Annotated in this window: 23 protein-coding genes and 1 pseudogene (1 of these 24 running past the window's edge); 11 read left to right on the top strand and 13 right to left on the bottom strand. The window is 36.2% G+C overall.

Annotated elements, in window-relative coordinates:
• The first annotated feature begins 158 nt into the window (after positions 1-158).
• The 4 genes from carB (at position 159) to AM608_RS01930 (ending at position 5,850) form a co-directional block, all read left to right on the top strand.
• Entirely contained in the window at positions 159-3,011 is a 2,853-nt protein-coding gene (gene carB, locus AM608_RS01945; RefSeq protein WP_053580594.1) for a carbamoyl-phosphate synthase large subunit, read from the top strand.
• Between the two features lie 71 nt (positions 3,012-3,082).
• Entirely contained in the window at positions 3,083-4,153 is a 1,071-nt protein-coding gene (locus AM608_RS01940; protein WP_053580593.1) for a PIN domain-containing protein, read from the top strand.
• Between the two features lie 153 nt (positions 4,154-4,306).
• A complete protein-coding gene (locus AM608_RS01935) occupies positions 4,307-4,798 on the top strand; it encodes a hypothetical protein (protein ID WP_053580592.1) in 492 nt (163 codons plus the stop codon).
• Positions 4,799-5,013: 215 nt separating this feature from the next.
• Positions 5,014-5,850: a hypothetical protein gene (locus tag AM608_RS01930; RefSeq protein WP_053580591.1), complete on the top strand. Its 837-nt coding sequence runs from the start codon at positions 5,014-5,016 to the stop codon at positions 5,848-5,850.
• A 175-nt stretch (positions 5,851-6,025) separates the two neighbouring features.
• On the opposite strand, the gene AM608_RS01925 is transcribed toward AM608_RS01930, so the two are convergent.
• The 9 genes from AM608_RS01925 to AM608_RS01885 form a co-directional block, all read right to left on the bottom strand.
• A complete protein-coding gene (locus AM608_RS01925; RefSeq protein ID WP_053580590.1) occupies positions 6,026-6,901 on the bottom strand; it encodes an outer membrane beta-barrel protein in 876 nt (291 codons plus the stop codon).
• 6 nt (positions 6,902-6,907) lie between these two features.
• Entirely contained in the window at positions 6,908-7,267 is a 360-nt protein-coding gene (gene arsC / locus AM608_RS01920) for an arsenate reductase (glutaredoxin) (protein WP_053580589.1), read from the bottom strand.
• An 8-nt stretch (positions 7,268-7,275) separates the two neighbouring features.
• Positions 7,276-8,040 (bottom strand): DeoR/GlpR family DNA-binding transcription regulator, encoded by a 765-nt coding sequence (locus tag AM608_RS01915; RefSeq protein WP_053580588.1) that lies wholly within the window; start codon positions 8,038-8,040, stop codon positions 7,276-7,278.
• Positions 8,041-8,235: 195 nt separating this feature from the next.
• Entirely contained in the window at positions 8,236-8,811 is a 576-nt protein-coding gene (locus tag AM608_RS01910; RefSeq protein ID WP_053580587.1) for a hypothetical protein, read from the bottom strand.
• 41 nt (positions 8,812-8,852) lie between these two features.
• Positions 8,853-9,944 (bottom strand): DNA polymerase III subunit gamma/tau, encoded by a 1,092-nt coding sequence (gene dnaX / locus AM608_RS01905; protein WP_053580586.1) that lies wholly within the window; start codon positions 9,942-9,944, stop codon positions 8,853-8,855.
• A gap of 2 nt (positions 9,945-9,946) precedes the next feature.
• Positions 9,947-10,465 (bottom strand): hypothetical protein, encoded by a 519-nt coding sequence (locus tag AM608_RS01900; RefSeq protein ID WP_048746395.1) that lies wholly within the window; start codon positions 10,463-10,465, stop codon positions 9,947-9,949.
• A 67-nt stretch (positions 10,466-10,532) separates the two neighbouring features.
• Positions 10,533-10,985: a retropepsin-like aspartic protease gene (locus tag AM608_RS01895; protein ID WP_009750444.1), complete on the bottom strand. Its 453-nt coding sequence runs from the start codon at positions 10,983-10,985 to the stop codon at positions 10,533-10,535.
• Positions 10,970-12,043, bottom strand: a complete 1,074-nt coding sequence (locus tag AM608_RS01890) for a mannose-1-phosphate guanylyltransferase (RefSeq protein ID WP_002671844.1) — start codon at positions 12,041-12,043, stop codon at positions 10,970-10,972. Before AM608_RS01890 ends, AM608_RS01895 begins: the two co-directional genes overlap by 16 nt.
• A 27-nt stretch (positions 12,044-12,070) precedes the next feature.
• Complete coding sequence (locus AM608_RS01885) at positions 12,071-12,670, bottom strand: SprT-like domain-containing protein (RefSeq protein WP_053580585.1); 600 nt, start codon at positions 12,668-12,670, stop codon at positions 12,071-12,073.
• A gap of 101 nt (positions 12,671-12,771) precedes the next feature.
• On the opposite strand from AM608_RS01885, the gene AM608_RS01880 reads away from it, so the two are divergent.
• A complete protein-coding gene (locus AM608_RS01880) occupies positions 12,772-13,293 on the top strand; it encodes a hypothetical protein (RefSeq protein ID WP_053581817.1) in 522 nt (173 codons plus the stop codon).
• A gap of 70 nt (positions 13,294-13,363) precedes the next feature.
• Here AM608_RS01880 and AM608_RS01875 read toward each other — a convergent pair whose 3' ends face one another.
• A complete protein-coding gene (locus AM608_RS01875) occupies positions 13,364-14,338 on the bottom strand; it encodes a deoxyhypusine synthase family protein (protein WP_053581816.1) in 975 nt (324 codons plus the stop codon).
• Positions 14,339-14,809: 471 nt separating this feature from the next.
• Here AM608_RS01875 and AM608_RS01870 point away from each other — a divergent pair, with 471 nt between their 5' ends.
• The 6 genes and pseudogenes from AM608_RS01870 (at position 14,810) to AM608_RS01845 (ending at position 22,373) form a co-directional block, all read left to right on the top strand.
• Positions 14,810-15,526, top strand: a complete 717-nt coding sequence (locus tag AM608_RS01870) for a hypothetical protein (protein ID WP_053580584.1) — start codon at positions 14,810-14,812, stop codon at positions 15,524-15,526.
• A 111-nt stretch (positions 15,527-15,637) separates the two neighbouring features.
• Complete coding sequence (gene pta, locus AM608_RS01865) at positions 15,638-17,713, top strand: phosphate acetyltransferase (protein ID WP_053580583.1); 2,076 nt, start codon at positions 15,638-15,640, stop codon at positions 17,711-17,713.
• Between the two features lie 62 nt (positions 17,714-17,775).
• On the top strand, positions 17,776-18,981 hold the full coding sequence (locus tag AM608_RS01860) for an acetate/propionate family kinase (RefSeq protein WP_053580582.1): 1,206 nt from the start codon (positions 17,776-17,778) through the stop codon (positions 18,979-18,981).
• 490 nt (positions 18,982-19,471) lie between these two features.
• Positions 19,472-19,525: pseudogene (locus tag AM608_RS12370) on the top strand (hypothetical protein); the annotation flags it as partial.
• A gap of 407 nt (positions 19,526-19,932) precedes the next feature.
• On the top strand, positions 19,933-21,324 hold the full coding sequence (locus AM608_RS01850; RefSeq protein WP_009422080.1) for a decarboxylase: 1,392 nt from the start codon (positions 19,933-19,935) through the stop codon (positions 21,322-21,324).
• 101 nt (positions 21,325-21,425) lie between these two features.
• On the top strand, positions 21,426-22,373 hold the full coding sequence (locus tag AM608_RS01845) for a DUF4421 family protein (protein ID WP_053580581.1): 948 nt from the start codon (positions 21,426-21,428) through the stop codon (positions 22,371-22,373).
• Positions 22,374-22,388: 15 nt separating this feature from the next.
• Here AM608_RS01845 and AM608_RS01840 read toward each other — a convergent pair whose 3' ends face one another.
• The 3 genes in view from AM608_RS01840 to AM608_RS01830 are tightly spaced (at most 52 nt apart) and all read right to left on the bottom strand, a layout consistent with a single transcriptional unit that may run on beyond the window.
• On the bottom strand, positions 22,389-23,042 hold the full coding sequence (locus tag AM608_RS01840) for a hypothetical protein (RefSeq protein ID WP_053580580.1): 654 nt from the start codon (positions 23,040-23,042) through the stop codon (positions 22,389-22,391).
• Positions 23,017-23,877, bottom strand: a complete 861-nt coding sequence (locus tag AM608_RS01835; RefSeq protein WP_053580579.1) for a DUF805 domain-containing protein — start codon at positions 23,875-23,877, stop codon at positions 23,017-23,019. The genes AM608_RS01840 and AM608_RS01835 overlap by 26 nt, the downstream gene beginning before the upstream one ends.
• A 52-nt stretch (positions 23,878-23,929) precedes the next feature.
• Positions 23,930-24,714: the 3' portion of a tetratricopeptide repeat protein gene (locus AM608_RS01830; protein WP_053580578.1), read on the bottom strand. Its footprint extends 52 nt past the window's final position; the window shows 785 of its 837 coding nt (coding positions 53-837); its start codon lies off the right edge, out of view — the gene reads right to left on this strand; its stop codon occupies positions 23,930-23,932.

Raw genomic sequence — 24,714 nt, 5'->3', positions numbered from 1 at the left:
TTAAATGAATATCACGCCACAAGCCCTCCCTTGTACCCCTTTAAGCAGTACTCTCAAGAGATACGGTGGGATATTCTTTTCTAATAATACAATAGCTATGTTTTTCTTTTGAAAAATGTAGCTATTTTTTTAATAAAACACACAATATCTATATAAAAATGCCTAAAAGAAACGACCTACATTGTGTTCTGCTCATTGGGTCAGGACCTATTATCATCGGACAAGCCTGCGAGTTTGACTACTCAGGCTCGCAATCGTTGCGCTCTTTGCGCGAAGATGGTATCAAAACCATACTTATTAACTCTAACCCTGCTACCATTATGACCGACTCGTCTATGGCTGATGTGGTCTATCTGAAACCTCTCACCACTAAATCATTAGTGGAAATTCTAAAAGCTCACCCCGAAATAGATGCTGTTCTCCCTACAATGGGCGGACAAACAGCCCTCAACCTTTGTATTGAGGCTGACGAAAAAGGCATCTGGAAAGACTTTGGGGTTGAAATCATCGGGGTAGATATTGATGCCATACAAATCACTGAAGACCGCGAGAAGTTCCGCGTGTTGCTCGATGAAATCGGTATCCCTATGGCTCCGTCTGAAACGGCTACTTCTTTCCTTAAAGGAAAAGAAATCGCGCAACGCTTTGGTTTTCCACTCGTAATACGTCCGTCCTTTACTTTGGGCGGTACAGGAGCTTCTATCGTCTATAAAAAAGAAGATTTTGATATGCTTCTCAATCGCGGTTTGGAAGCCTCGCCTATCCACGAGGTGCTTATCGATAAGGCGCTTTTAGGCTGGAAAGAGTACGAGCTTGAACTTTTGCGCGACAAAAACGACAATGTGGCCATTATCTGTACCATTGAAAATATGGACCCTATGGGTATCCACACTGGGGATTCTATTACCGTAGCCCCTGCGATGACTCTATCAGACCGCACTTTCCAACGTATGCGCGATATGGCTATTAAGATGATGCGCAGTATAGGCGATTTTGCCGGCGGTTGCAATGTGCAGTTTGCGGTATCGCCTGATGAAAAAGAAGATATTATCGCTATTGAAATTAACCCACGTGTATCGCGGTCTTCGGCTTTGGCTTCTAAGGCTACAGGTTATCCTATTGCTAAGATTGCTACCAAACTGGCTATTGGTTACCATTTAGATGAACTGCAAAACCAAATTACCAAATCTACCTCAGCTTTCTTTGAGCCTACATTAGATTATGTGATTGTGAAAATACCGCGTTGGAACTTTGACAAGTTTGAAGGCTCTGACCGCACTATTGGCTTGCAAATGAAGTCGGTAGGTGAGGTAATGGGTATTGGGCGTTCTTTCCAAGAGGCTTTGCAGAAAGCAACCCAATCGCTCGAAATCAAACGCAACGGTTTGGGAGCTGACGGCAAAGGCTATAAGAACTACGAACAGATTATTGAGAAACTAACTTACCCAAGCTGGGATAGGGTATTCGTGATATACGATGCGGTACAGATGGGTATTCCGCTGAGCCGTATACACGAAATCACCAAGATAGATATGTGGTTCCTTAAACAATACGAAGAACTATGTGCGCTCGAAAAAGAAATATCACGCTACAAAATAGACACTCTACCTAAAGAACTCCTTTTTGAAGCCAAACAAAAAGGCTTTGCCGACCGACAAATTGCCTATATGGTGGGCTGTTGGGAGAGCGAGGTGCACAAGAAACGCGAGGAACTGAACATACGTCGCGTGTTTAAATTGGTAGATACTTGTGCTGCTGAGTTTAAGGCACAAACCCCTTATTATTATTCTACTTTCGAGGCACCTATCCGCACCGCTGACGGCAAGGAATACGTAGCCAACGACAGCGTAGTAACCGACCGCAAAAAGGTGGTAGTACTCGGTTCAGGTCCTAATCGCATAGGACAGGGTATTGAGTTCGACTACTGCTGTGTGCACGGGGTATTGGCTGCCGAAGAGTGTGGTTATGAAACCATAATGATTAACTGCAACCCTGAGACCGTTTCTACCGACTTTGATACCGCTAATAAACTCTATTTTGAGCCTGTGTTCTGGGAGTACATCTATGATATTATTCAACACGAAAAGCCAGAGGGGGTAATTGTACAACTTGGCGGACAAACAGCACTGAAATTGGCTGAGAAATTAGATAAATACGGCATTAAAATTATAGGTACTAGCTTCCAGTCGCTCGACTTGGCAGAAGATAGAGGTAGTTTTTCAACTCTGCTGAAAGAGAATAATATTCCTTATCCACGTTTTGGTGTAGCTGAAACTGCTGATGAGGCGCTCAAACTCGCCGATGAACTCGACTTCCCATTACTCGTGCGTCCTTCGTACGTTTTGGGTGGGCAAGGTATGAAGATTGTGATTAACAAAGAAGAATTAGAAGCCCACGTGGTAGACCTCTTGCGCAAGATACCTAATAACAGGCTTCTACTCGACCATTATCTTGACGGCGCCATAGAAGCTGAAGCTGATGCAATATGCGATGGCGAGAATGTGTATATCATTGGTATTATGGAGCATATAGAGCCTTGTGGTATTCACTCAGGCGATAGTAATGCTACCTTGCCACCATTCAATTTGGGTGAGTTCGTGTTGCAACAAATAAAAGACCATACTCATAAAATAGCCTTGGCACTCAATACGGTAGGACTTATCAATGTGCAGTTTGCCGTAAAAGACGATGTCGTGTATATCATTGAGGCAAACCCACGAGCTTCGCGTACGGTGCCGTTTATCTCTAAGGCCTACCAAGAGCCGTATGTGAACTACGCTACCAAGGTAATGCTTGGCGAGAAGAAACTCACTGATTTCCATTTCAATCCGCACTTAGAGGGTTTTGCTATTAAGCAACCTGTGTTCTCGTTCAACAAATTCCCGAATGTAGATAAGAAGCTAGGGCCTGAAATGAAATCTACTGGCGAAAGCATTTTATTTATAGATAGCCTTAAAGATGATGCTTTCTATGAGATTTATACGAGGAGGAAGATGTATCTTTCAAAATAAAGAACTAAAAGGGCAAGCTAAGGCTTGCCTTTTTGGTTTTTAGTTGTATATTTGCAGAAAAATAAACAGATATGAAAGATATAGTTGTTTTAGATACAAGTATTTTTATAAAAGAAAACTTTCTTCACGGAAATAAAATAAAAAGTCTGAATAATTTAAGCAAAAAGGGAGAAATTGATCTATATATTACTGAAATAACTTATGAAGAAATATTAGCTAATTTTGCCAAAGACATAGGTTTAGCTCTCTCTGCAAAAAGAAAATTTGAAAAAGAGCACAGAGTTCTGAGGAATAATGATTCTTTTGATACCTTCTTTTCTAAATTTGATAAAAAAGAACTTATTGAGTCATTCAAAAAAGAAATAGATGAATTAATCAATAAAAACATAATAAAGAAAATTCCATACACAAGTTTAAATATTGGCAATGTATTTAAGAAATATTTTAATACGATTCCTCCTTTTAGTGATGGAAATAAAAAAGCAGAATTTCCTGATGCTTTTAGTATAGAGTTAATAAAGGAATATTTTAAAGGGCAGAAATTAACTACTCCTATAAAAGTTTTTTCAACAGATAGAGATTTCTTGAATTGTAATGAAAATAATTTAAATTTTTCTGATAATTATGAAGATTATATCAATAATATTAATCTATTATTATTACAGAGGAAAAAAATTATTATTGAAAAAATGTTTGAAGATACTAAAGATGAATTTGAGAATGAGTTTAAATCATGGTTTGAGAATAATTTAGATGATGTGTCTTTATACTATGGGACTGTTATTTTTACTGAAAATATCTATGATATAGAAATAGAAAAAGTAATAGTTAATGATTTACAGTATAAAATTATTGATATAAATGATGATATTGTTACAATAGAAGTCTATGCAGATGTCTTTGTATCTGTTGATATTTTAACAGATGATGAAGACACAATGTACTATGATAGTGATGATAAAGAATATCATTATTTTGATACAAAAAATATAAGTGTAGAAAGGACATTTAAGTCATCAATAATATCAACTGCTAAAATTATATCGGAAGAAGATTTTTCTGATTTTGAGATTGAATCTATTAATGAAGATTTAGTGCTTGATTTTAATTATAGATATGATAATAAAGGGATTGAATATTGATAATAAAAGGTCGTCTTTATTCTGAATATATAAATCTCTTGTTTTAACTTAATTTACAGATTGTGACATACGAACAATTTCAACAATGATATCAATACAATCCTTCAACTGATTTGTTTACAGAAAAAAGAAACATAAGTATTTATAAAGCCTATGCTCCGTTTATTCTTATTCCTTCTCCCTTGTATAGTATTAGCGCAATATCCTAAAGCAATGGATTTTAGCAAACTCTATCAGGGTAAAATAGATAGTGTCGCAGTTATACATCGTACAGGCTGGACAAAAGAAACTTCGTGGCCTGGTGCTCCTGAAGAAGAACGTATCACTGAAGAAAGGAGGAGACTTCCTCTATCCAAAGGAAAGCGATTGCTTAAAATATTGCAGGATAAAACAGTTTATAAAGAAGAATATCCTTGGGTAATTGATGTTGTAAGTAGTTTCCTTTTCTATGCAAATGGCAATGAAGTACTTACCTTGCATTTTTCAACAGCAAACAAACAGCTGACAATGTATAGAGGTGATGAACTTATCTTTGCAGGAATGAGCAAAGGGAAACTTACTAAAAAGCTCATTCGTTATCTGTATCCTAAACTTTCTGCTAAGGAACTGTATATGAATTTCTTTATCCTATGGGAGGAAATTTAGAAAAATAGCAGTATTTCTTTACAAGCAGTCAATGCAAGCAAAAAAAACCAAACCAAGTGTGAACTTGCTCTTTTGTTTTTAATTGCATTTCTGGAGAGAAAAATTTTTAACCCTAAGAAGAATTAGATAAATAGAAAAGAAAAAATAAACACAACTTGGTAAATAAAAAATTAATAGTTACTTTTGCGCCCTCAAAACTAAAAAAATAATCACTAATGAAAAAGATTTTTATCAATATGTTGTTAGGCATTAGCACACTAACTACTTTTGCTCAAAACGCTTCTACTGAGCGTTACACTACCCACAATAAGGGTAAATTTTTCTTCTATTGGGGCGGTAATCGTGCGTATTATACCAATTCCGATATTACTTTCTCGGGTAACAATTACAACTTTACTATCAAAGATGTAGAGGCTGTAGATAAACCGAAAGGTTGGCATATAGATTATATTAATCCTTTGCGGATGACCATTCCTCAAACTAACTTCCATATTGGTTATCATATTTCCGACCATTATACTATTTCTGCAGGCGTAGACCATATGAAATACGTAATGAAAAATGGACAAACTGTAAAAATGAACGGTTACATCAATGGTTCTAACACTTCTCATGATGGTACTTATAACAATACTGACAAGTTACTTAGCGAAGATTTTCTCACCTTTGAGCATACTGACGGTCTGAACTATGTAGTAGTTGAAGGAGCTCGTATAGACGATATTTCTCGTTTATTTGGTATCCGCAACACCGATATATTACAGGTAAATCTTACTGAAGGTCTCGGTTTTGGAGCACTATATCCAAAAACGAATACTAAGTTACTTAATAAAGAACGTTATGACGAGTTTCACATTGCAGGGACAGGCGTAAATGCTAAAGCAGGGTTGCACCTCACTTTTTTTAAATACTTCCTTATAGTTGGTGAACTCAAAGGAGGTTACATTAATATGTATGACGTTCGAACTACTTATGATATTGCCGATAAAGCCGAACATGATTTCTTCTTCTTTGAAACTGTTTTAGGTATAGGAGGAACTTTTAGATTTTAGCTAATAAAAGAAATAAGAGTATAAAATAATATTGCCCCAAAAGTTTTGGGGCAATATTAATTATTTAATATCAGTTCGATATAACAAAATATTAACTATTCTTCCATTTCCTACGGCAGTACAAGTACGCTTTTATATCTTATAATTTGTTTTTTCTTTTAGAAAAGTTGTATTTTTAAAACATATAAGTAACTCCAAAGTGAAACCCTATAGAAGAATAAGGGGCATCAGGAGCTCCTTTACCTTCCCAACTATAACTATCTTCAAGTAATGGTGCTACTTGAGTAGCCAATTGTTTAAGGCGTTCTTTTCTAGGGGATGGCGGTACATTTTGTAAGGCTAACATATATCTCTTAAACTCTTGAAGTGTAAGTGCTAGAGATGTTCCTCCTACTGTGCGAGTAGCCGAAAAATCCTTAAGTTTAGATTCCTTTCGAGGCACATTAATATTCAGATATTCACCTTCTATAAAAAAAGCTACTTTATCACTAACCTTAAAGCGGTAGCCTATCCCTCCTATAAAACCAAAGGGAATTTTACCGTGAAAATTGTTTTGAAAATTAGCTTTCATATCTACAGTTGACCCAGCTGGTGCTGTTGGATTAAACAAGCTCAAGGGTAAACCGAAAGCATTGAGCTCTGTTTGTATTTCTGTTCTGCCCCCTATTTTGGTAACACCTCCAGCACGCAGATATAAATTATCAGTAATATTAAATACTAACGAAAGAGAAGCTCCAAAAGCCCTCCCATGTCCTTTCATATTCAATATTTGGTTTTTATTAGTGTCCATATCTTCACCATGAAGATATCCTAAAGCTAATTCACCTCCCCAACGCTTATGGAAAAAATATCCTCCTCGTAATTGTGCTTGGTATCCTTCTCCATAACTCCCTTTGAGCTCGGTTATAGCTGTTGGGTCAGTAGCATCTCTACCCAATACCTTCTGGTGGGTTTTAAAACCATACCCTCCACTCACTGACAGATATGCCTGCGAGTACATAGCTGTTGCTCCAAAAATGAAAGCAATAGCGCTTAATAGCGTTCTTCTCATTCTTATTTATATAATTTCTTTTATTCTTTCAGTAGGTCGTCCTATCACAGCTTTATCACCAACTATTACGATAGGTCGTTCAATAAGTTGAGGATATTGTATCATTGCCTCTATGACCTCATCATCAGTAAGCGTTTTTCCTTTGAACTGCTCTTTCCAAATATTTTCTTTAGTACGCACTAATTCAATAGGAGACATCTGTAACTTAGCAAGGAGATTTTTTAGTTCTTCTTTAGAAATACCTTTTTTAAGATAATCTACTATCTGATATTCTTTCCCCAAATCTTTTAAAAGCTCCAAACCACAACGTGATTTGGAGCATTTAGGATTGTGATATATAGTTATATTCTTATATGTGTCAATCATTTTGATAATTAAGAAATAATTACTTCTACACCGCGTTTTTCAAGTTCTTCTACAAACTCAGGGTCAGCACCTGCATCAGTGATAAGCATATCTATTTTCTCTACATAACAGATAAAACCAAAGCCTCGTTTGTGAATCTTAGAGGAGTCGGCTAAAACAATAGTTTTGTCTACACGTTCCATCATCTTCCGATTTAGATGAGCTTCTCCTACATTGGTAGAACTCAATCCATAATCAAGGTCAATACCCTCAACTCCTAAAAATAAAGTAGTACAAGAGAAGTTACTAAGAGTTTCTTCAGCAAGTACGCCAATAGTGGAGGTAGAGTTTTTACGAACTTCTCCTCCTAAGTGAATGGTATTTACACTAGGATTTTTGCAGACTTCTAAAGCTACTCTAAGGGAAGGAGTGAGTACTGTAAGGTTGCGTATGCCATAAATTTTTTGAGCTAAAAGATTAGCTGTAGTTCCTGATGAAAGTATGATAAACTCATTTTCTTTAATAAAGTCCAACGCTTTAGTAATAATACGCGTTTTCTCTTCTACATTTTGAGTTTCTTTCTCAGTTATTGTTTGCTCAAACACATAGCGCATTTGTTTACTAGCTCCACCGTGAGTACGATGCAAATAGCCTTCCTGTTCCAAGAGATTAAGGTCTTTACGTATAGTAACTACCGAAACTTTAAGCTTATCACTCAATTCATTTACACTGACGTACTTTTTAGTTTCTAAGCTCTCTAAAATCTTTGATTGTCGTTCATTAAGTACTTTCATATTTTATTAATTTTATTAATATTCAACTGTTTAATGTACCTCTTGTCTATACTTATCTAACCATAGACAAAACATCTTATTAAGATTATTTTCGGCAAAATTAGGCATTATATTGAAAAAAACAAAAGAATTAGAAAATAAAAAACACTACTAACTATAAATTATGTAGCACTGAGTTTTAAAAATACTGTTTTTCTATCCTTTTAAATTTAGTTCAAAAGCTCTTCTAAACTCTTGTAAGATAGGATTTTCTTCTAATAATTTCTCGTATTTATCTTCGGGAGTTACTACTATTCTTTTAGCTATTTCTTCATTTACACTTATCTCAATAGTAAGATCATAATTCTGCAAAGATTTGTGCAAATAATTTAAGAGTTTATGCTCCATCTGAACAATATCATTTTTAGCTGTATTACTTGATACTTCCAAATGAATAGTAGTTCCTTCTAATCTTAATATTGCAATTTTAAGAATAGAAGCTTGTATGCGTTCACCTTTAACAAGTAATTCATCTATATAACGTTCCCAAAACTGATTAAAAGCATCTTCTGAAAAACTCTCACGAGGTAGCGTATTAGGATCTATTACCACCTCTTTGAAATTCCTTTGATGTTCTGTTTTTAGATGTACACTTTTAATTGAAAAATTAGAAACAGCCTCTGTACGTTCCGTTTTACTAATAATAGGTATATTAGGATTAAGTGTAGCCGTGGTAGTATTTGTATAATTTATAGGAGGGGCAACGATAGGTGTTTGTGAATTGAGCTGCATTTCTGTTGTATGACTTTGCCCATTAAACACATAAGCAGGAATTATGAAGCGTTCATCATTTTTTTTTTATCCCCCTCATAGGTCAGAGAGGCAAGTTGCATTAGGGCAACCTCCACTAACAAACGCTGATTTTTGCTGGTGCGATATTTTAGGTCGCAGTCATTGGCAATAGCAATAGCTTCCATTAAAAAAGGTACAGTAGCACGAACGCTCTGCTCAGCATATTTCTTCTGGGTCTCCTCCCCTACTTCCATTAAGGAAATGGTTGTAGGATTCTTGCATACCATTAAATCACGAAAATGACTTGCCAAGCCTGCAATAAAATGATTACCGTCAAAACCTTGTGCAATACTATCATTAAATGCTATCAATAGTTCAGGGAGTTTATTGTCTAAAATAAGATCAGTTACTTTAAAATAGACCTCATAGTCTAAAACATTCAGTATTTCGGAAGTAGCTTGTCGTGTTATTTTTTCTCCTGAAAAGCTCACCACACGGTCGAAGATAGAAAGGGCATCACGCATCGCACCGTCGGCTTTTTGTGCTATGATTTGCAAAGCTTCATCTTCTGCTTCAATTCCTTGTTGTTCTGCAATATATTTTAGGTATTCTCGAATGTCATTGATAGTAATACGCTTGAAATCGAATATCTGGCAACGTGACAATATGGTAGGAATAATCTTATGTTTTTCAGTAGTTGCTAAGATAAAGATAGCGTGTTTAGGAGGCTCTTCTAATGTTTTGAGAAAGGCATTAAAAGCCGCAGTAGACAGCATATGCACCTCATCGATGATATACACTTTATATTTGCCTACTTGAGGCGGAATACGCACTTGTTCAATTAGTTTGCGAATATCATCTACACTGTTATTAGAGGCAGCATCTAACTCAAAAACGTTAAAAGCAAAATCGTTTTCATCTTCTACCCCAGAAGTTTGTTCATTTATCTTTTTCGCTAAAATACGGGCACAAGTAGTTTTTCCTACTCCACGAGGACCAGTGAAGAGAAGTGCCTGTGCCAAGTGATTATTTTCAATGGCATTGAGTAGGGTATTAGTAATAGCTTGCTGTCCCACTACATCACGAAATGATTGTGGGCGATATTTGCGTGCTGATACTACAAAGTGGTTCATTTCTACTGTTTGTTAGTTTTATAAGTCCCAAAAACAAAATTAGAATCTACTATTTTATTGCCATCTTGATTTACGAGTACCAAATCAGTGATGCTTATTTGATGGTCATAACGCAACAAAGCACCTGTTGTTTCATTATAAATGGGACGTGAGACAATTGTAACAGTTCCTCCTGTCGCTTCAATTTGCGAAGTAACATTAGGGGTAGCAGGAGGATAAGCATTACAAAAATAATTGGTAGTTACCGCATCGCTGAAAGTACGGTAATAAAGTTTAAAATTAGTGGGTATAGTGCCTGAAACAGTCTTTTCTTTATTTTCTAAAATATTAGCAGGTAAATTAAGAATAAGTGCTTGCTTTTGACTATATTTGAATAAAAAAGTAGCCGTAGTATCATTGGTCGTACAAGATAGCACATCAGAATTTTCAAATGAAATGGTATCTACTTCCAAATTACCATCATTGCAAGCTATTGCAAATAAACCTATCACAAAGGCAAAATAAAGTGTCTTTTTACTCATCAAGTATAAATGTTTTTGCAAATGTACGAAAAAAATATGAACCTACAACAAGAGGTAATACATTTTGCTATTTAGGAGCCCAATAGAGATACAACCTTTTCTTTGCATAATCTATCACAGCTTTTCTCTTTTGGAGTACTTCAGCTCCTATAATACCATGAACAGGGGGTGTTTGAAACTCTGCTAATGCTTCGTTTACGTGAGTTAAATCAAAAAGCACTAAAGGAAGTTTGTGCATACTCATTCCTCCTATCTCTAAGTGATTTTTTGTGGCAACTTGTGTTTCCATACCACTTGCCCCTGCTCCTGCTGCTTTTATTTCGGAGGCTTCGGCTTGCAGATTAAAATAAGTTATCCACTCTACTCCTACACAGGTGTTAGAAGCCCCCGTATCCAAAATAAAACGTCCTTCTACTCCATTGATTTTAGCTTGTAGAACAAAGTGTTTGGTAAGCGTAAATTCAAGAGGAACAGAGGTGTATCCCTTCTCGGTGAGTAACTTCTTTAATGTAATCCCCATTTATTCTTTACTTCGTTTACTATCTCTTTAATGTTTTGTTCTTTTGCCTTGGGATAAATCAACAATACATCGTCTCTATCTACCACTATGTAGTTCTTGAGCCCATCTATTACCACACATTTATCACCTTCGGTGCGGATAATATTGTTTTCGGCATCTTTGAGTAATACTCTTGCATTAATTACGGCATTTTGGGCACTATCCTTAGGGGTCTTGTCGTGTAGAGAGCCCCAAGAACCTAAGTCGTTCCAATCGAAATTAGCGGGCAGTACGTAAATGTTAGTAGATGGCTCTAAAATAGCGTAATCTACCGATATATTTTCAGCTTTCGGATAGGCTTTGGCTATAAAATCGACTTCGTTTTCAGTATTATAAGTAGCTTTACCTTTCTCAAAGAGTTCATACATCACCGGTTGATAGGTTTTATAAGCAGTAAGTACCGTTTGTGTACTCCATATAAAGATACCCGCATTCCACAAAAAATTACCTTGTTTTAAAAACTCTTTGGCGGTATCGTAATCAGGTTTTTCACGAAACTGATTTACTTTTTTGATATTAGTATTATCGTCTTTGTCATACTGAATGTAACCATAACCAGTGTTAGGGAAAGTAGGTACTATACCCAAAGTAAGAATATTGTCGGCTTTCTGTGCAGCATTAAAACAAGTAATCACATTGTGCATAAAAGCTTTTTCGTCTTCAATCCACGCATCGCTGGGGGCTACTATCATCACGCCATTGGGGTTGCGTTTGTTCACTTTCATTGCGGCATATAGTATACACGGAGCTGTATTGCGCATACAGGGCTCTAATACCAAGTTTTTAGGCAATATATTAGGAATTTGTTCCTCTACAATCTCTTTGTAACGTTCGTTAGTAAGAATGAGAATATTCTCTTGCGGAATAAACTTCTGCAAGCGAGAATAAGTGCGCTGTAAAAGCGTTTGCCCTGTACCGAGCATATCGTGAAATTGTTTAGGATATTCAGTTGTACTTACAGGCCAAAAGCGCGAACCTATGCCTCCTGCCATAATTACTGCATAATAATTGTTCACCATATATTTGTAATATTTTAATTCAAGATTTTAAGTTTTTATGAGCTCTACTTCGGCGTGAGGTTGAAAGATATACTTCTTGCCTGAGCCAAGTTCCACACAATCATAACATTTCACACGGCGTTGTCCTTTGCGAAATACGCGTCCGTCTTTGATACGAAACGTACTACCTAAAGGAATCTCATAAATAAAGCTCATATTTTCATTGATATCAAACTGTTTTAGGGCGATTGTCAATGCGGGGTCTACATCACTAGTAGACATAGGGTTGAGAAAGTGCCGTTGTAATACTCCTAATAATTGCTGAGGAAATATCTCAGGGATGATAAAAGGTTTCATCAGTTGTTGGAAAGTGTATTTCCATTCGTTACCGTGAGGTTTGATAAGCCGTCCAAAGCGTTCAAAAGCTACCAGATGAGCTACTTCGTGAATAAAAGTTATCAAGAAACGATACTTATTAGCAGTAGCATTCATTGTAATGAGATGTTGCCCGTTAGGAAGTTGCCGATAGTCGCCGTGCCTTGTTTTTCGTTCGTTTACAATTCTCAAATAGATGTTGTTTACTTTTATCAGTTCGAAACAAGGTGTTACTGCGTTATCAGGTAAATATTTAACAAGAATTTCTCTCATAGCCTGCAAATGTACAAATAATATTTTATACCCACAAATAAAATTTGCCAATTTACTAATTTTCTCTACCTTTGCCGTGTTTGTTTGAAGATAAAGAAAAGATGCAATTTAAAAGTTATTTAAAATTCCTTTTAAAATCTACCAATGAGCACGGGGTGCATTCACCTTTTGTCTACAACTTTGTAACTCGTTGCTTGTACAATAAACAATTAGTAAATCGTCAAGAAATCAAGGGTTTTCCTCCTACCCTATCGAAAAGACAATTAATGTTATTGTTGAAGATTATTCGCTATTTAGAGGTAAAAACTATTTTCACTGATGAAGATATGCTAAATAGTATAACTGCTATAAAAGAAACCTGTAACATTAGCTTTCAGTTACAACCTTCTGTTACATACGACTTGCTTTTTATCAATTACCCAAAAGAAGATTTAAGTTTTTATCTAAACTATATGCACAATGATAGTATTCTTATCATCAACAATATTTACCAAAAAGAAAAAGCCTCCCTATGGCAAGCTCTTACTGCTAATGAAAGGGTTACGGTGTATATAGACGTCTACTCCCAAGGCTATATTTTCATAAGAAGAGAACAAGGAAAAGAAGGGTTTTATATAAGATAAAAGGTAAAAGGTGAAAGATAAAAGGGAACGAGTATAGTGGTACTTGTTCCCTTTTACCTTTTAGTTGAAATTACTTACCTAAAAGATAAGCAAAAATAAGAGGTGCTACAATGGTAGCATCGGATTCTACTATAAATTTAGGGGTGTCAATATCTAATTTACCCCAAGTAATCTTCTCATTAGGCACTGCTCCTGAATAAGAACCGTAGCTGGTGGTAGAATCGGAAATCTGACAGAAATACGACCAGAAAGGTACGCCTTCCCATTCCAAATCTTGATACATCATAGGTACCACGCAGATAGGGAAATCACCAGCAATACCGCCTCCTATTTGGAAGAAACCTACGCCTTTACCCGCTGAATTGGCACGATACCATTCGGTGAGATAAATCATATACTCGATACCTGTTTTCACAGTAGAGGCTTTCAAGTTTCCTTTGATTACATTGGCGGCGAAGATGTTACCAGTAGTTGAATCTTCCCAACCTGGACATACGATAGGCAAGTTCTTTTCGGCTGCTGCCAATATCCAAGAGTTTTTAGGGTCGATTTCATAATATTGCTCCAATACCCCCGATTTCACTACTTGATATAGATATTCGTGAGGAAAATAGCGCTCACCCTTACTTTCGGCTGCGTGCCATACGTCTTCTAAGTGTTTTTGTAAACGACGGAAAGCTTCTTCCTCAGGAATACAAGTGTCGGTTACACGGTTGTAATGACCGTCGAGGAGTTCTTTTTCTTGCTCAGGAGTGAGGTCGCGGTAATGAGGAACACGCTTGTAATGAGAGTGTGCTACAAGATTCATCACATCTTCTTCGAGGTTCGCCCCTGTACAAGAGATAATATCTATTTTTCCTGCGCGAATCATCTCGGCAAGCGAAATACCTAATTCTGCCGTACTCATTGCTCCAGCAAGTGCTACGAGCATTTTTCCGCCCTCAGCGATATGGGTTTCATATCCTTTGGCAGCATCAACTAAAGCTGCTGCATTAAAGTGTAAAAAGTTTTTCTCGATAAATTGAGAAATAGGTCCTTTACTCATTATCTTTACTTTAAAATCTAAATTGTTGGTGCAAAGATAATACATTTAAATTTACTGACAAATTATCACGCACAAAAATATTATAATGATGAAAACGAGCTTAATAGTATAGGGCAAAATTAGGCATAAGAAATAAGAAAAGAAAACGAAATTATAAATAACAAGGAAATGTACTTTTGGAAGAAAAAATCTTATACTTAGCTTATAGGGAGCTTATAGGAAGCTTATACGAATCTTGGACGATTGGTATAGAAAGGGTATGTAAATAGTTGATAATAAGAAGTTAAGAGTGAAGAAAAAAGGTAATTTTGAGGGTAATAAAACGAAAGAAAAGCAAAGGAGTAACGAGCTAAGATACACGGACAAGAAAGAGCCAAATAAAGAGATGTGAGGTACAGAAACTTTCTTGTTTGATTAATTATTAAAAAATTCCTTATCTTTGTGCTTTCAACTGATATTCTTATAAGAACGATGAAACGACTACTTTTTATCTTTACTTTATTATTTTGCTCTTATGTGGTAAAAGCTCAAGAGAACGCACAAGCTTACAATCAAGTTATCAAGACTTTGGGAATTCCTAAAAACAAGATTGATAAAGACTTGTATACCGAAAAGGTATTGCCTTACGACACTCATAAATTGGTAATGGTATTTCCTATAAGAAAAGGGAACGACGAAAACGAGGCAACATTTGACCTTTATGTGGTGGTGTATGACTTCTTACAAAAACGAATAACACAGTCGTATAAGGGAATTGATGAGTATTATTCGGATGCTGTTGAATTACAAGAGCTTTCTATTGATACGGCTAAGTTTATACTTACCGAAGGAATACGTGCTTTTGGCATTCGGGCTTTCTATAAAAATGGTAGCAAAGTAAATCCTTATTCTGAAGAAACATTTAGTTTGTTTTTACCAGAAAATACCTCTCTTAAAAAAATACTGCATCAATATCAATTAAGTACATATAACGGGGAATGGAACTATAACTGTGAAGGAAGTTGGTCAGATGAGAGTAATTCTATGTTTATAATGGATAGTAAAAAAACAAATGGCTATTTCAACATTAAGGATAAACAGACTTTTATTAAAAAAGCTACAGATAAAAATTGCGATGATAAAGTAGTGGAAAAAAGCACTAAAACTGTATTCTTGAAATATAATGGCAAGGAGTATAAAGAAGAATAGATATTGATTATTGAGGTATTAAAAATAAAAATATCTTTTTTATGTTGCTTTCTTAAATTATATTGTTACCTTTGCAACTTAATATATAAACACTAAAAAGTAAATAAAAAAATGAATAAATCTGTTTATATCATCGCTACCAATGCACACAGCGGTAAGTCGGTGGTGAGTTTGGGTGTGTTGCAAATGATTATGCGCAACACTGCCAAGGTAGGTTATTTTAGACCTATTGTAGAAAGTAAATCTAAAAAAGACACTTTCATCGAGACTGTCTTGGAGCACTTTCAGCTCGATATGAGTTACGATGAAGCCTATGCCTACACACGTCAGGAGGTTATCGCTCTTAAAAACGAAGGCAATATAGGGGAAGTATACGACACTATCATCAAAAAATACAAAGCCTTAGAAAGCAAATTCGACTTTGTTTTAGTGGATAGTTCAAGTACTATAGACGATAGCTATTTCGACCCAAACTTCAACGCTTCGGTAGCACAAAGCCTCAACATTCCTGCTTTGATAGTGCTTAAAGACAACTTTTCATCAGAAGATGAATTGGTGAACCAAGTACAGGCAGATCTTAACAACTTCTTGGAAAAAGATTTGCGCGTACTTAGCGTATTTGTAAACAAGGCTACTAATGCCACTGCTGATACGCTCAGCAAATTAGAACAACGTTTTAAAGATATAACCTTCACTTTGATTCCGCGCAAAGAAGAGCTTTCACGCCCTACTATCCGCGAGATAGCCAATGCACTCAACGTTGAATTTCTTTACAAAGGCGACAATATAGACGTTACCACCAAACGTACCATTGTGGGAGCTATGCAGCTTTCTAACTATTTAGCCAAACTGAACGAAGATACTTTGGCTGTACTCCCTACTGACCGTATTGACCTCATAGCAGGTTCTTTGGTGGCTAACTATTCCAATTTCTCTAATATCAAAGGGGTAGTACTATACGGCGACTTAACCCCAGACCCTTCAATGAGTAAGATTTTAGATGGTATCCAAAAGAACATTCCTATAATGATAGCTAAAACAGATACTTTTGAAACTGCTAATATCATTGGGAATACAAAATCAAGCATCTATCCTGAAAATACTGAAAAGGTAAAAATGCTTCTTCAACTATTTGATGAAAATGTAGATGCTGAGAAACTCAACAGCAGTATAGCCTCTTTCAAATCGGAAACTATTACCCCTCGTATGTTTCAATACAATATGGTACAAAAAGCACGTGCAGGACAAAAACGCATTGTGTTACCAGAAGGTACTGACGACCGTATTCTTACTGCGGCTTCTCAATTGGCAGAGGACGAACTCGTTTACCTCACTATCTTGGGAGAACCCGAAGCGATTAAAACACGAGCTAAGAACATTTTGGGCTTGAAATGGAACGAAGAACGTATCAGTATTATCAATCCTGCCGAGAGTGATAAATATGAGGCGTATGCCGAAAAACTATACGAATTGCGCAAGAGCAAAGGATTGGAGCTTTCGCAAGCCAAAGACTTAATGCTTGATGCGTCTTATTTCGGTACAATGATGGTATTCTTAGGCGATGCTGATGGTATGGTATCAGGGGCTGTAAATACTACTGCTCACACTATCCGTCCGTCTTTGCAATTTGTAAAGACCAAACCAGGGGTAAACACCGTTTCCTCTGTATTCTTTATGCTTTTGCACGACCGCGTATTGGTATATGGCGACTGTGCCGTAGTGCCTAACCCTACCGCTGAACAATTAGCCGATATCGCTATTAGCTCTGCGGACTCAGCTATTGCTTTTGGTATTGAACCTAAGGTAGCCCTTCTTTCTTATTCTTCTGGCAACTCAGGTAGTGGTGCCGATGTAGACAAAGTGCGTGAAGCAACAGCACTTGTAAAAGAGCGTCGCCCAGAGTTACTCGTAGAAGGGCCTATACAATATGACGCTGCGGTAGACCCAAAAGTAGGGAAACAAAAGATGCCAAATTCACCTGTGGCAGGACAAGCCAATGTGCTTATTTTCCCTGACCTTAACACCGGTAACAACACCTATAAGGCGGTGCAACGTGAAACAGGAGGTTTAGCCATAGGGCCTATGCTACAAGGATTAAAGAAACCCGTAAATGACCTCAGTCGTGGGGCTCTTATTCCTGATATTTACAACACTGTACTTATCACTGCGATACAATCAGAGTTTTAGTATCCTCCCCTACCCCTTCTCCAAAGGAGGGGAAAACTAACGACTAATAACAAAAGACTAAAATGGAAATATTAATCATTAATTCAGGGAGTTCATCTCTCAAATATCAACTTATCGACTCTAAAACAGGAGAATCGAAAGCAAAAGGAATTGTAGATCGCATCAATATTGACGGTAGCTACGTGAAATATGTGGCTGTAAAAAACGGCAAAGAGATAGAAGTGAAGAAAGAGCAACCTATTCCTACTCACGAAGTGGGTATGAATTTGGTAGCTGAGCTTCTTACAGACCCCGAAGTAGGCGTTATCCACAACCCTAGAGATATTAAAGGGGTAGGACACCGCGTAGTACACGGAGGTGAAAATTTCGTACAACCTACTGTAATTACTGATGAGGTAGTAGCCGAAATCAAACGCCTCATTCCGCTATCGCCTTTGCACAACCCAGGACATTTAGAAGGGATACGCGTAGCACAAAAACTCTTTAATAAAGCTACTCACGTAGCTGTTTTTGACACTGCTTTCCACCAAACAATGCCTGCTAAAGCCTTCCGCTATGCCATTCCTAATGAATACTATGAAAAATACGGATTGCGCGCTTATGGATTCCACGGCACTAGTCATAAGTATGTAGATGCACAGGCTCGTAAACACCTTAATAATCCACATATTAAGAACATTACCATTCACTTGGGCAATGGGGCGAGTATGGCTGCTGTAAACGAAAAAGGACAATGTGTAGACACTTCAATGGGACTTACACCACTCGATGGACTCATTATGGGAACGCGCACTGGGCAGATAGATGCCTCAGTAGTTTTCTTCTTAGGACAAGAATTAGGTATGAGCTATGAGGAAGTGAAAACACTATTCAACAAGAAGAGTGGTATGCTTGGACTTACAGGACACTCTGACGCTCGCGATGTGGCAGCTCTATATCGTTCAGGTGATGCCAACGCAGCCCTTTGCTACGAGATGTACGGCTACCGCATTCAGAAGTTTATAGGCGCTTACACAGCAGCACTTAATGGACTGGATAGCATTGTATTTACCGCAGGTTTGGGCGAAAACGATGCTCTTACCCGTTCATTTGCTTGTAAGCACTTAGATTTCTTCGGTATCAAGCTCGATGAGAAGAAAAACGAAGAGCTCAATCATCCTACTAAACCCGTAGAGATACAAGCTGCTGATAGTCGCGTGAAGATACTTATTATCCCTACTAATGAAGAATTGCAAATAGTAAATGAGATAGTAAATTTGGTTAAATAACAAATTATTAGACTATACACTTTGCCAAAGGAACGAGTCGCATAGGCAATTCGTATCTTTGGCAAAGCTTTTTAAAACAACTCTCAGTAATGAAAAACTTATATAACGAAGTCGATAAAAACGAAATACTACATCGTTTAGAAAATTTAAAAGTAGATGCTGAGCGTCAATGGGGGAAAATGAACATTGTACAGATGTTAGCTCATTTGAACGCCTCTATAGAAACACCCTTAGGTAAGAACTTTCCGAAGAGAATGTTCATTGGTAGAATCATAGGAAAATTGATGAAGAAAAAGTTTCTAAACGACCAACCAATGGCAAAAAACGCTCCAACCGATAAAATGTATGTCGTTACCAATATTTCTATTGATGATTTTGACAAGGAAAAGCAAAAAACTAAAGAGCTCATCACCCTTTTCTACACCAACGGAAAAGAAAAATGTAGCACTCACCCACATTCTTTTTTGGGAAACTCTCTCCTGACGAATGGGGTATTCTTCAATGGAAACACTTCGACCACCACTTGAGACAGTTTGGAGTATAAAATCAATGGTAGAGAAGCGCAAACTATGGTAAAATGTTTTTTATACCGATGAAGGATATATAAAAATAGAAATCTGGAATGGGCTCACAATACTTTTTTCTATCGAATGTATTTGTAATTTAAAAATAATAATTACTTTTGCATTCTGATAAGTAATGATACACTATCACCGAACTATAAAATAATTTAATTACTAAAAACCTTTGGTTGCTGAAAATGAACACCTTATTTTTAAGTTATTTTCACTCTGCACGTACTCATTCCTTGCAAATTAAGTTTAAGGCAAAGAGCCTTTCACCGCTTCGTATTTGAATCAGGTGTAATTAGGTAATATGGATAGATAGCCAAGATGTTATCTGAATATTTTTTACTAAAAAATTACTCATTATTTAAATTACACTGTACAAATGAAAAATAAATATATCGACCTAATTGACCAAACCTATTACTTCCCACAAGACGAATTTACCTTAGATGGCGATGAACTTCGCTTTCACAATATCGATTTAATGGAGCTCGTACGCAAGTATGGAGCACCGCTTAAATTTATGTATCTTCCGAAAATATCTGAGAATATTCAGCGCGCCAAAAGATGGTTTGAAAAGGCTATCAAGAAGCACAAGTACAAAGGAGCGTACAACTATTGTTATTGCACTAAAAGTTCGCATTTCAAACACGTAATGGTAGAAGCATTGAAGAACGATATTCATATGGAAACCTCTTCAGCTTTTGATATCAATATCATCAATAATCTTATCAATGACGGACTTATTAGTAAAGAGACTCACATTCTATGCAACGGTTTCAAGCGCGATGCTTATATCGATGGCATAGCTGACCTTATCAATCGTGGCTACCACAACTGTATTCCTATCATTGATAACTATGAGGAAATTAATTTATTTGAAGAAAAAATAAAAGGTTCATACAGTATAGGTATTCGTATTGCTTCTGAAGAAGACCCTCGTTCAGAGTTTTATACCAGTCGTTTGGGAATTGGTTATAAAAATATTGTTCCTTTCTACAACCGTGAGATTAAGGACAACCCTAAAGTACAACTCAAAATGTTGCACTTTTTTATCAATACGGGGATTAAAGACAATGCCTACTATTGGAATGAGCTCCTCAAGTGTTTGCGTGTGTATATCCAACTCAAAAAGGTTGCGCCTGAACTCGACAGCCTTAATATAGGCGGTGGTTTTCCTATCAAGAGCTCGTTGGCTTTTGAATTCGATTATGCTTATATGGTAGACGAGATTATCCGTCAGATAAAAATCACTTGTGATCAAGAAAAAGTGCCTGTACCAAATATCTTTACTGAATTTGGTAGTTTTACAGTAGGCGAAGCTGGAGGGGCTATTTATGAGATAATGTATCAAAAGCAGCAAAACGACCGTGAAAAATGGGATATGATAAACTCCTCTTTCATTACTACCTTACCTGACTCTTGGGCTATCAACAAGCGTTTTGTACTATTGCCTATTAACCGTTGGAACGATGAGTACGAACGCGTACTGCTCGGTGGACTCACTTGTGATGGTGACGATTATTACAACAGCGAACAGAATATGAACGCTATCTATTTGCCCAAGTACAACAAAAATAAGCCACTGTATATAGGTTTCTTCAACACAGGGGCTTATCAAGATAGTATTGGAGGAGTAGGAGGCTTACAACACTGTTTGATTCCACAACCTAAAATAGTACTTATTGATAAAGATAAAAATGGGAACCTTACCTCTCGTCTCTTTATGGAGCAACAAAAAGCTGACGAAATGCTGAAGATTTTAGGCTACTAAATGCAGTATATACTTTGTCAAACTCTTAGGACTTTGACAAAGTATTTCTAATAATACCTAAACATTTAATTCCTAGTTCTTAAAATCTAATATCTAACAAAATGAAATACATAATATTATTTTTCTTATCAATCACTACTTTATGGGCACAAGACACCACTTCCACTAAGAAGCATTACTATAAAATGTGGATAAAACCTTCTTTAAGTATCAATTATCTATCAATAGATATAGAAGATGAACCATTAAATCCTGCTTTGAAAAATAAGTCGTTATTGCCCAACTACCCACTTACAGTTGGGTTAGGATTTGGTATCCACAATACTTATATTAACCTTGATTATGCTCAGAGTGTTGCCCCTTTGCGCAATGAGAGCAAATACGGAAAAACAAGATATTTTGATTTTCAGTTACATTCATTTGTAAGTCAAAAGATTTTACTTGATTTCTATTATCAAAGTTATAAGGGTTTTTACTATGAAGAAGGCAAGAATAATATTCAGATATTGGCAGATACTCGTATACAACAAATAGGTTCTGAAATGTTATATTTCTTCAACTTGAAAAACTTTTCAGTAAAGAATATTTTCAACCCCGATGGAGACCCTTTGCAACCTACTTTCAGTTGGTACGCAGGAGCTGGAATCTATTATCACAAAGTAGCAATTCCTGCTATTTCACTTGATGAGGATACTTTTAGACATATACAAGGAGGCTTCAGTGGAGGCGTTTCGGGAGGTATCGAAATATTGCCTCGCCTTACCTTTACAGCTTTAGCGGGTATGGGATTCTATTTTGGAGGTGAAGTTAATCCACTAAGCAAAATGAAGTTTAATCAGTACGTAAACTTTAGGCTTAATACTTCGTTGTCTTATACACAAAAAGACTGGTCACTTGCCTTTTCAATTCTTTACAACAACAAGAATTTGTACTTTAAAAATGTTGATTTACTGGGCATTAATACTGCGAATTTTAAACTTACATACATAAAACAAATCAGATTCTCTACTCGCCGTAGTAACAAAGTAACTCGTTATTTAGGAATGTAAAATTTAAGTAGAAGATTATCTTCTTCTCTTTACATTTTTTATAGTATCATCTATCACTCGGTCATAGATTTTACTCTTACCCGAATGTTCCTTTTGATAAGCAGTCAAATGTTGTATTAGAGCTTCTCTCTCTTGTTTATTATTAGAAGATTTCAAAAACAATCTATATTCTGACATAACCTTATAATACGCCAATTCATAAGAAGGTATATAACCATTTTCACTATATATTGCTACTAAGTTTAGTACCTTTTCAAATTGTAATCCGTCAAAAGCCTGCTTCAAAGTGGTTAGCTGATGTTGTTTTGCTTTTTGAGAGCGAATGTTTAAAAATATTTCTTCAGTATCAGGATATGATTTCAATGAATCACTCAATAATTTTATATTACTTAAATCTGCTCTTTTATCAATATGAGAGAGATAATAAGCTATTTGTTCTCTTATTCTGATCACTCTATTGAAGTCGAACTCAGCAATGTGTTCTTCATAATCTTTGGTAATTAAATCATACTCTGTTTGAATTAACAAATATAATGAATCTAAGTCCTTATAAACCTCTCTTGTCTTTTGTGCGTTTACTTCCCAAAAGTAAAATATACATAAATATAATAAAACTCGTTTCATAATCTTTATTGTTGTTTGATTAATGTCCTTGAATAATATCTGCATATTTATCCCAAGCTCTAGCTATCCTATATTTTTCTACAAATTCAATAGGTACATAAATAGCTTTCAATTTCTCATCATTATATGCCAAATAACCATCCAATATAGGAGGTTCTTCAGCCTCAAGTGTTATACTTTCTGGACAATTCTTCCCAAAAATACAATTACCTATCTGTAAACATTTACTAGGGAAAGTCACCGAATGCAAATGCTCACAATCATCAAGAGCAAAATCACTAATAAAGTTAAGATGTTCTGGAAAAATAATATAAATGAGCTTATTGCAACCATAAAATACATCTCTTCCTATAGAACTCACTTTATTAAGTATTGGGTCAGCAGACATATTGATAGACTCTACCTCAGTATCAAGCCATTTCTTCAGAATAGTATCATCTTTTGTAACTACAAAATCATACCTATGAGAAGTACTATCCTCAGAAGTATGTTTAGCTATGGGTTGATATGCTCTAACTAAGGGCGGTTGTAAAATAGATGAAGAAAAGGTTGATGCATTGAAAAAATTTACTCTCTTTTTAGGATCTTCTCCGTATTCATTTTTTCCCGATACACCTTCTGAAAAAAGTAAAAAGAAAGGATTATAGAAAGGTAAAAGCACATACCAGCCGCTTTGCCCCAAGTCGTGTGAACGTTTCACTGATTGAGCTAAAATAAACCAAAACAAAAATGTAAAGAATAAAAACTTTATTACTATTCCTAGAGTTACTACGGCATCTATTACACCCAAAAATATAAGAGCAAAATAATCTATAATAATAGATAGTCCAAACTCTGTACGCCTAATACGTCCTTCAAAAAGAAAGATATTCTTAAACATATATCACTAATTTATAATTATCTTATCTTTCTTATTCCTAACTTTATAGTTATTACTGCTGAATAGCATTTAAATACTCACAAGCTTTAGGACTATTATTCCTACACCCCTTCTCAAACCAGTAAATAGCCCTTTTTTGTGATTTATCCACACCAGTACCAGCATAATAGCAAAATCCTAAAATAGTTTGAGCCTCCTTGTCTCCTTGGTTAGCTGCTTTTTCAAACCAAAAGATAGCCTTAGTATACGACTGAGGTACTCCCTGCCCCTTGAAATAATAAGAACCTAAATTGCGTTGTGCCTCAACATCACCTTGATTAGCAGCTTTCTCATACCAAAGTACCGCATCACTATCTGATTGTGCTACTCCTAAACCTTTGTAGTAACAATATCCTAAAAAACTCTGTGCCTCTGCAAAATCTTGATCAGCTGCTTTCTGAAACCACAATACAGCTTGTTCATCCGATTGTTTTACTCCTTGCCCTTTGTGATAGCACACACCTAATTTCGATTGAGCCTCAGCATACCCCTGTTCAGCTGCTTTCTGAAACCAATAAGCTGCTTTTTCATAAGACTGTACAACTCCTTTCCGATAGTAATAACAAAATCCTAATTTCGTCTGTGATTTTACATCACCCTGTTCTGCTGCTTTTTCATACCAAGCAACAGCTTTAGGAAAAGACTGAGGTACTCCAATACCTTTTTCATAATTAGTCGCCAAGCGCACTTGAGCTTCCATATCACCCTTTGTGGCCTTCTCTATCAAAGTCTTAAAATCTTCCCGTTGAGAATAACTCATACCAAAGAAAAATAGCAAGTACACAAACAAAACTTTAA

Source organism: Capnocytophaga sp. oral taxon 323 (assembly GCF_001278825.1).
Lineage (GTDB): Bacteria > Bacteroidota > Bacteroidia > Flavobacteriales > Flavobacteriaceae > Capnocytophaga > Capnocytophaga ochracea.
Note: the sequence above shows the minus strand (reverse complement) of the source record. Positions and strands in the feature narration are given on the sequence as shown.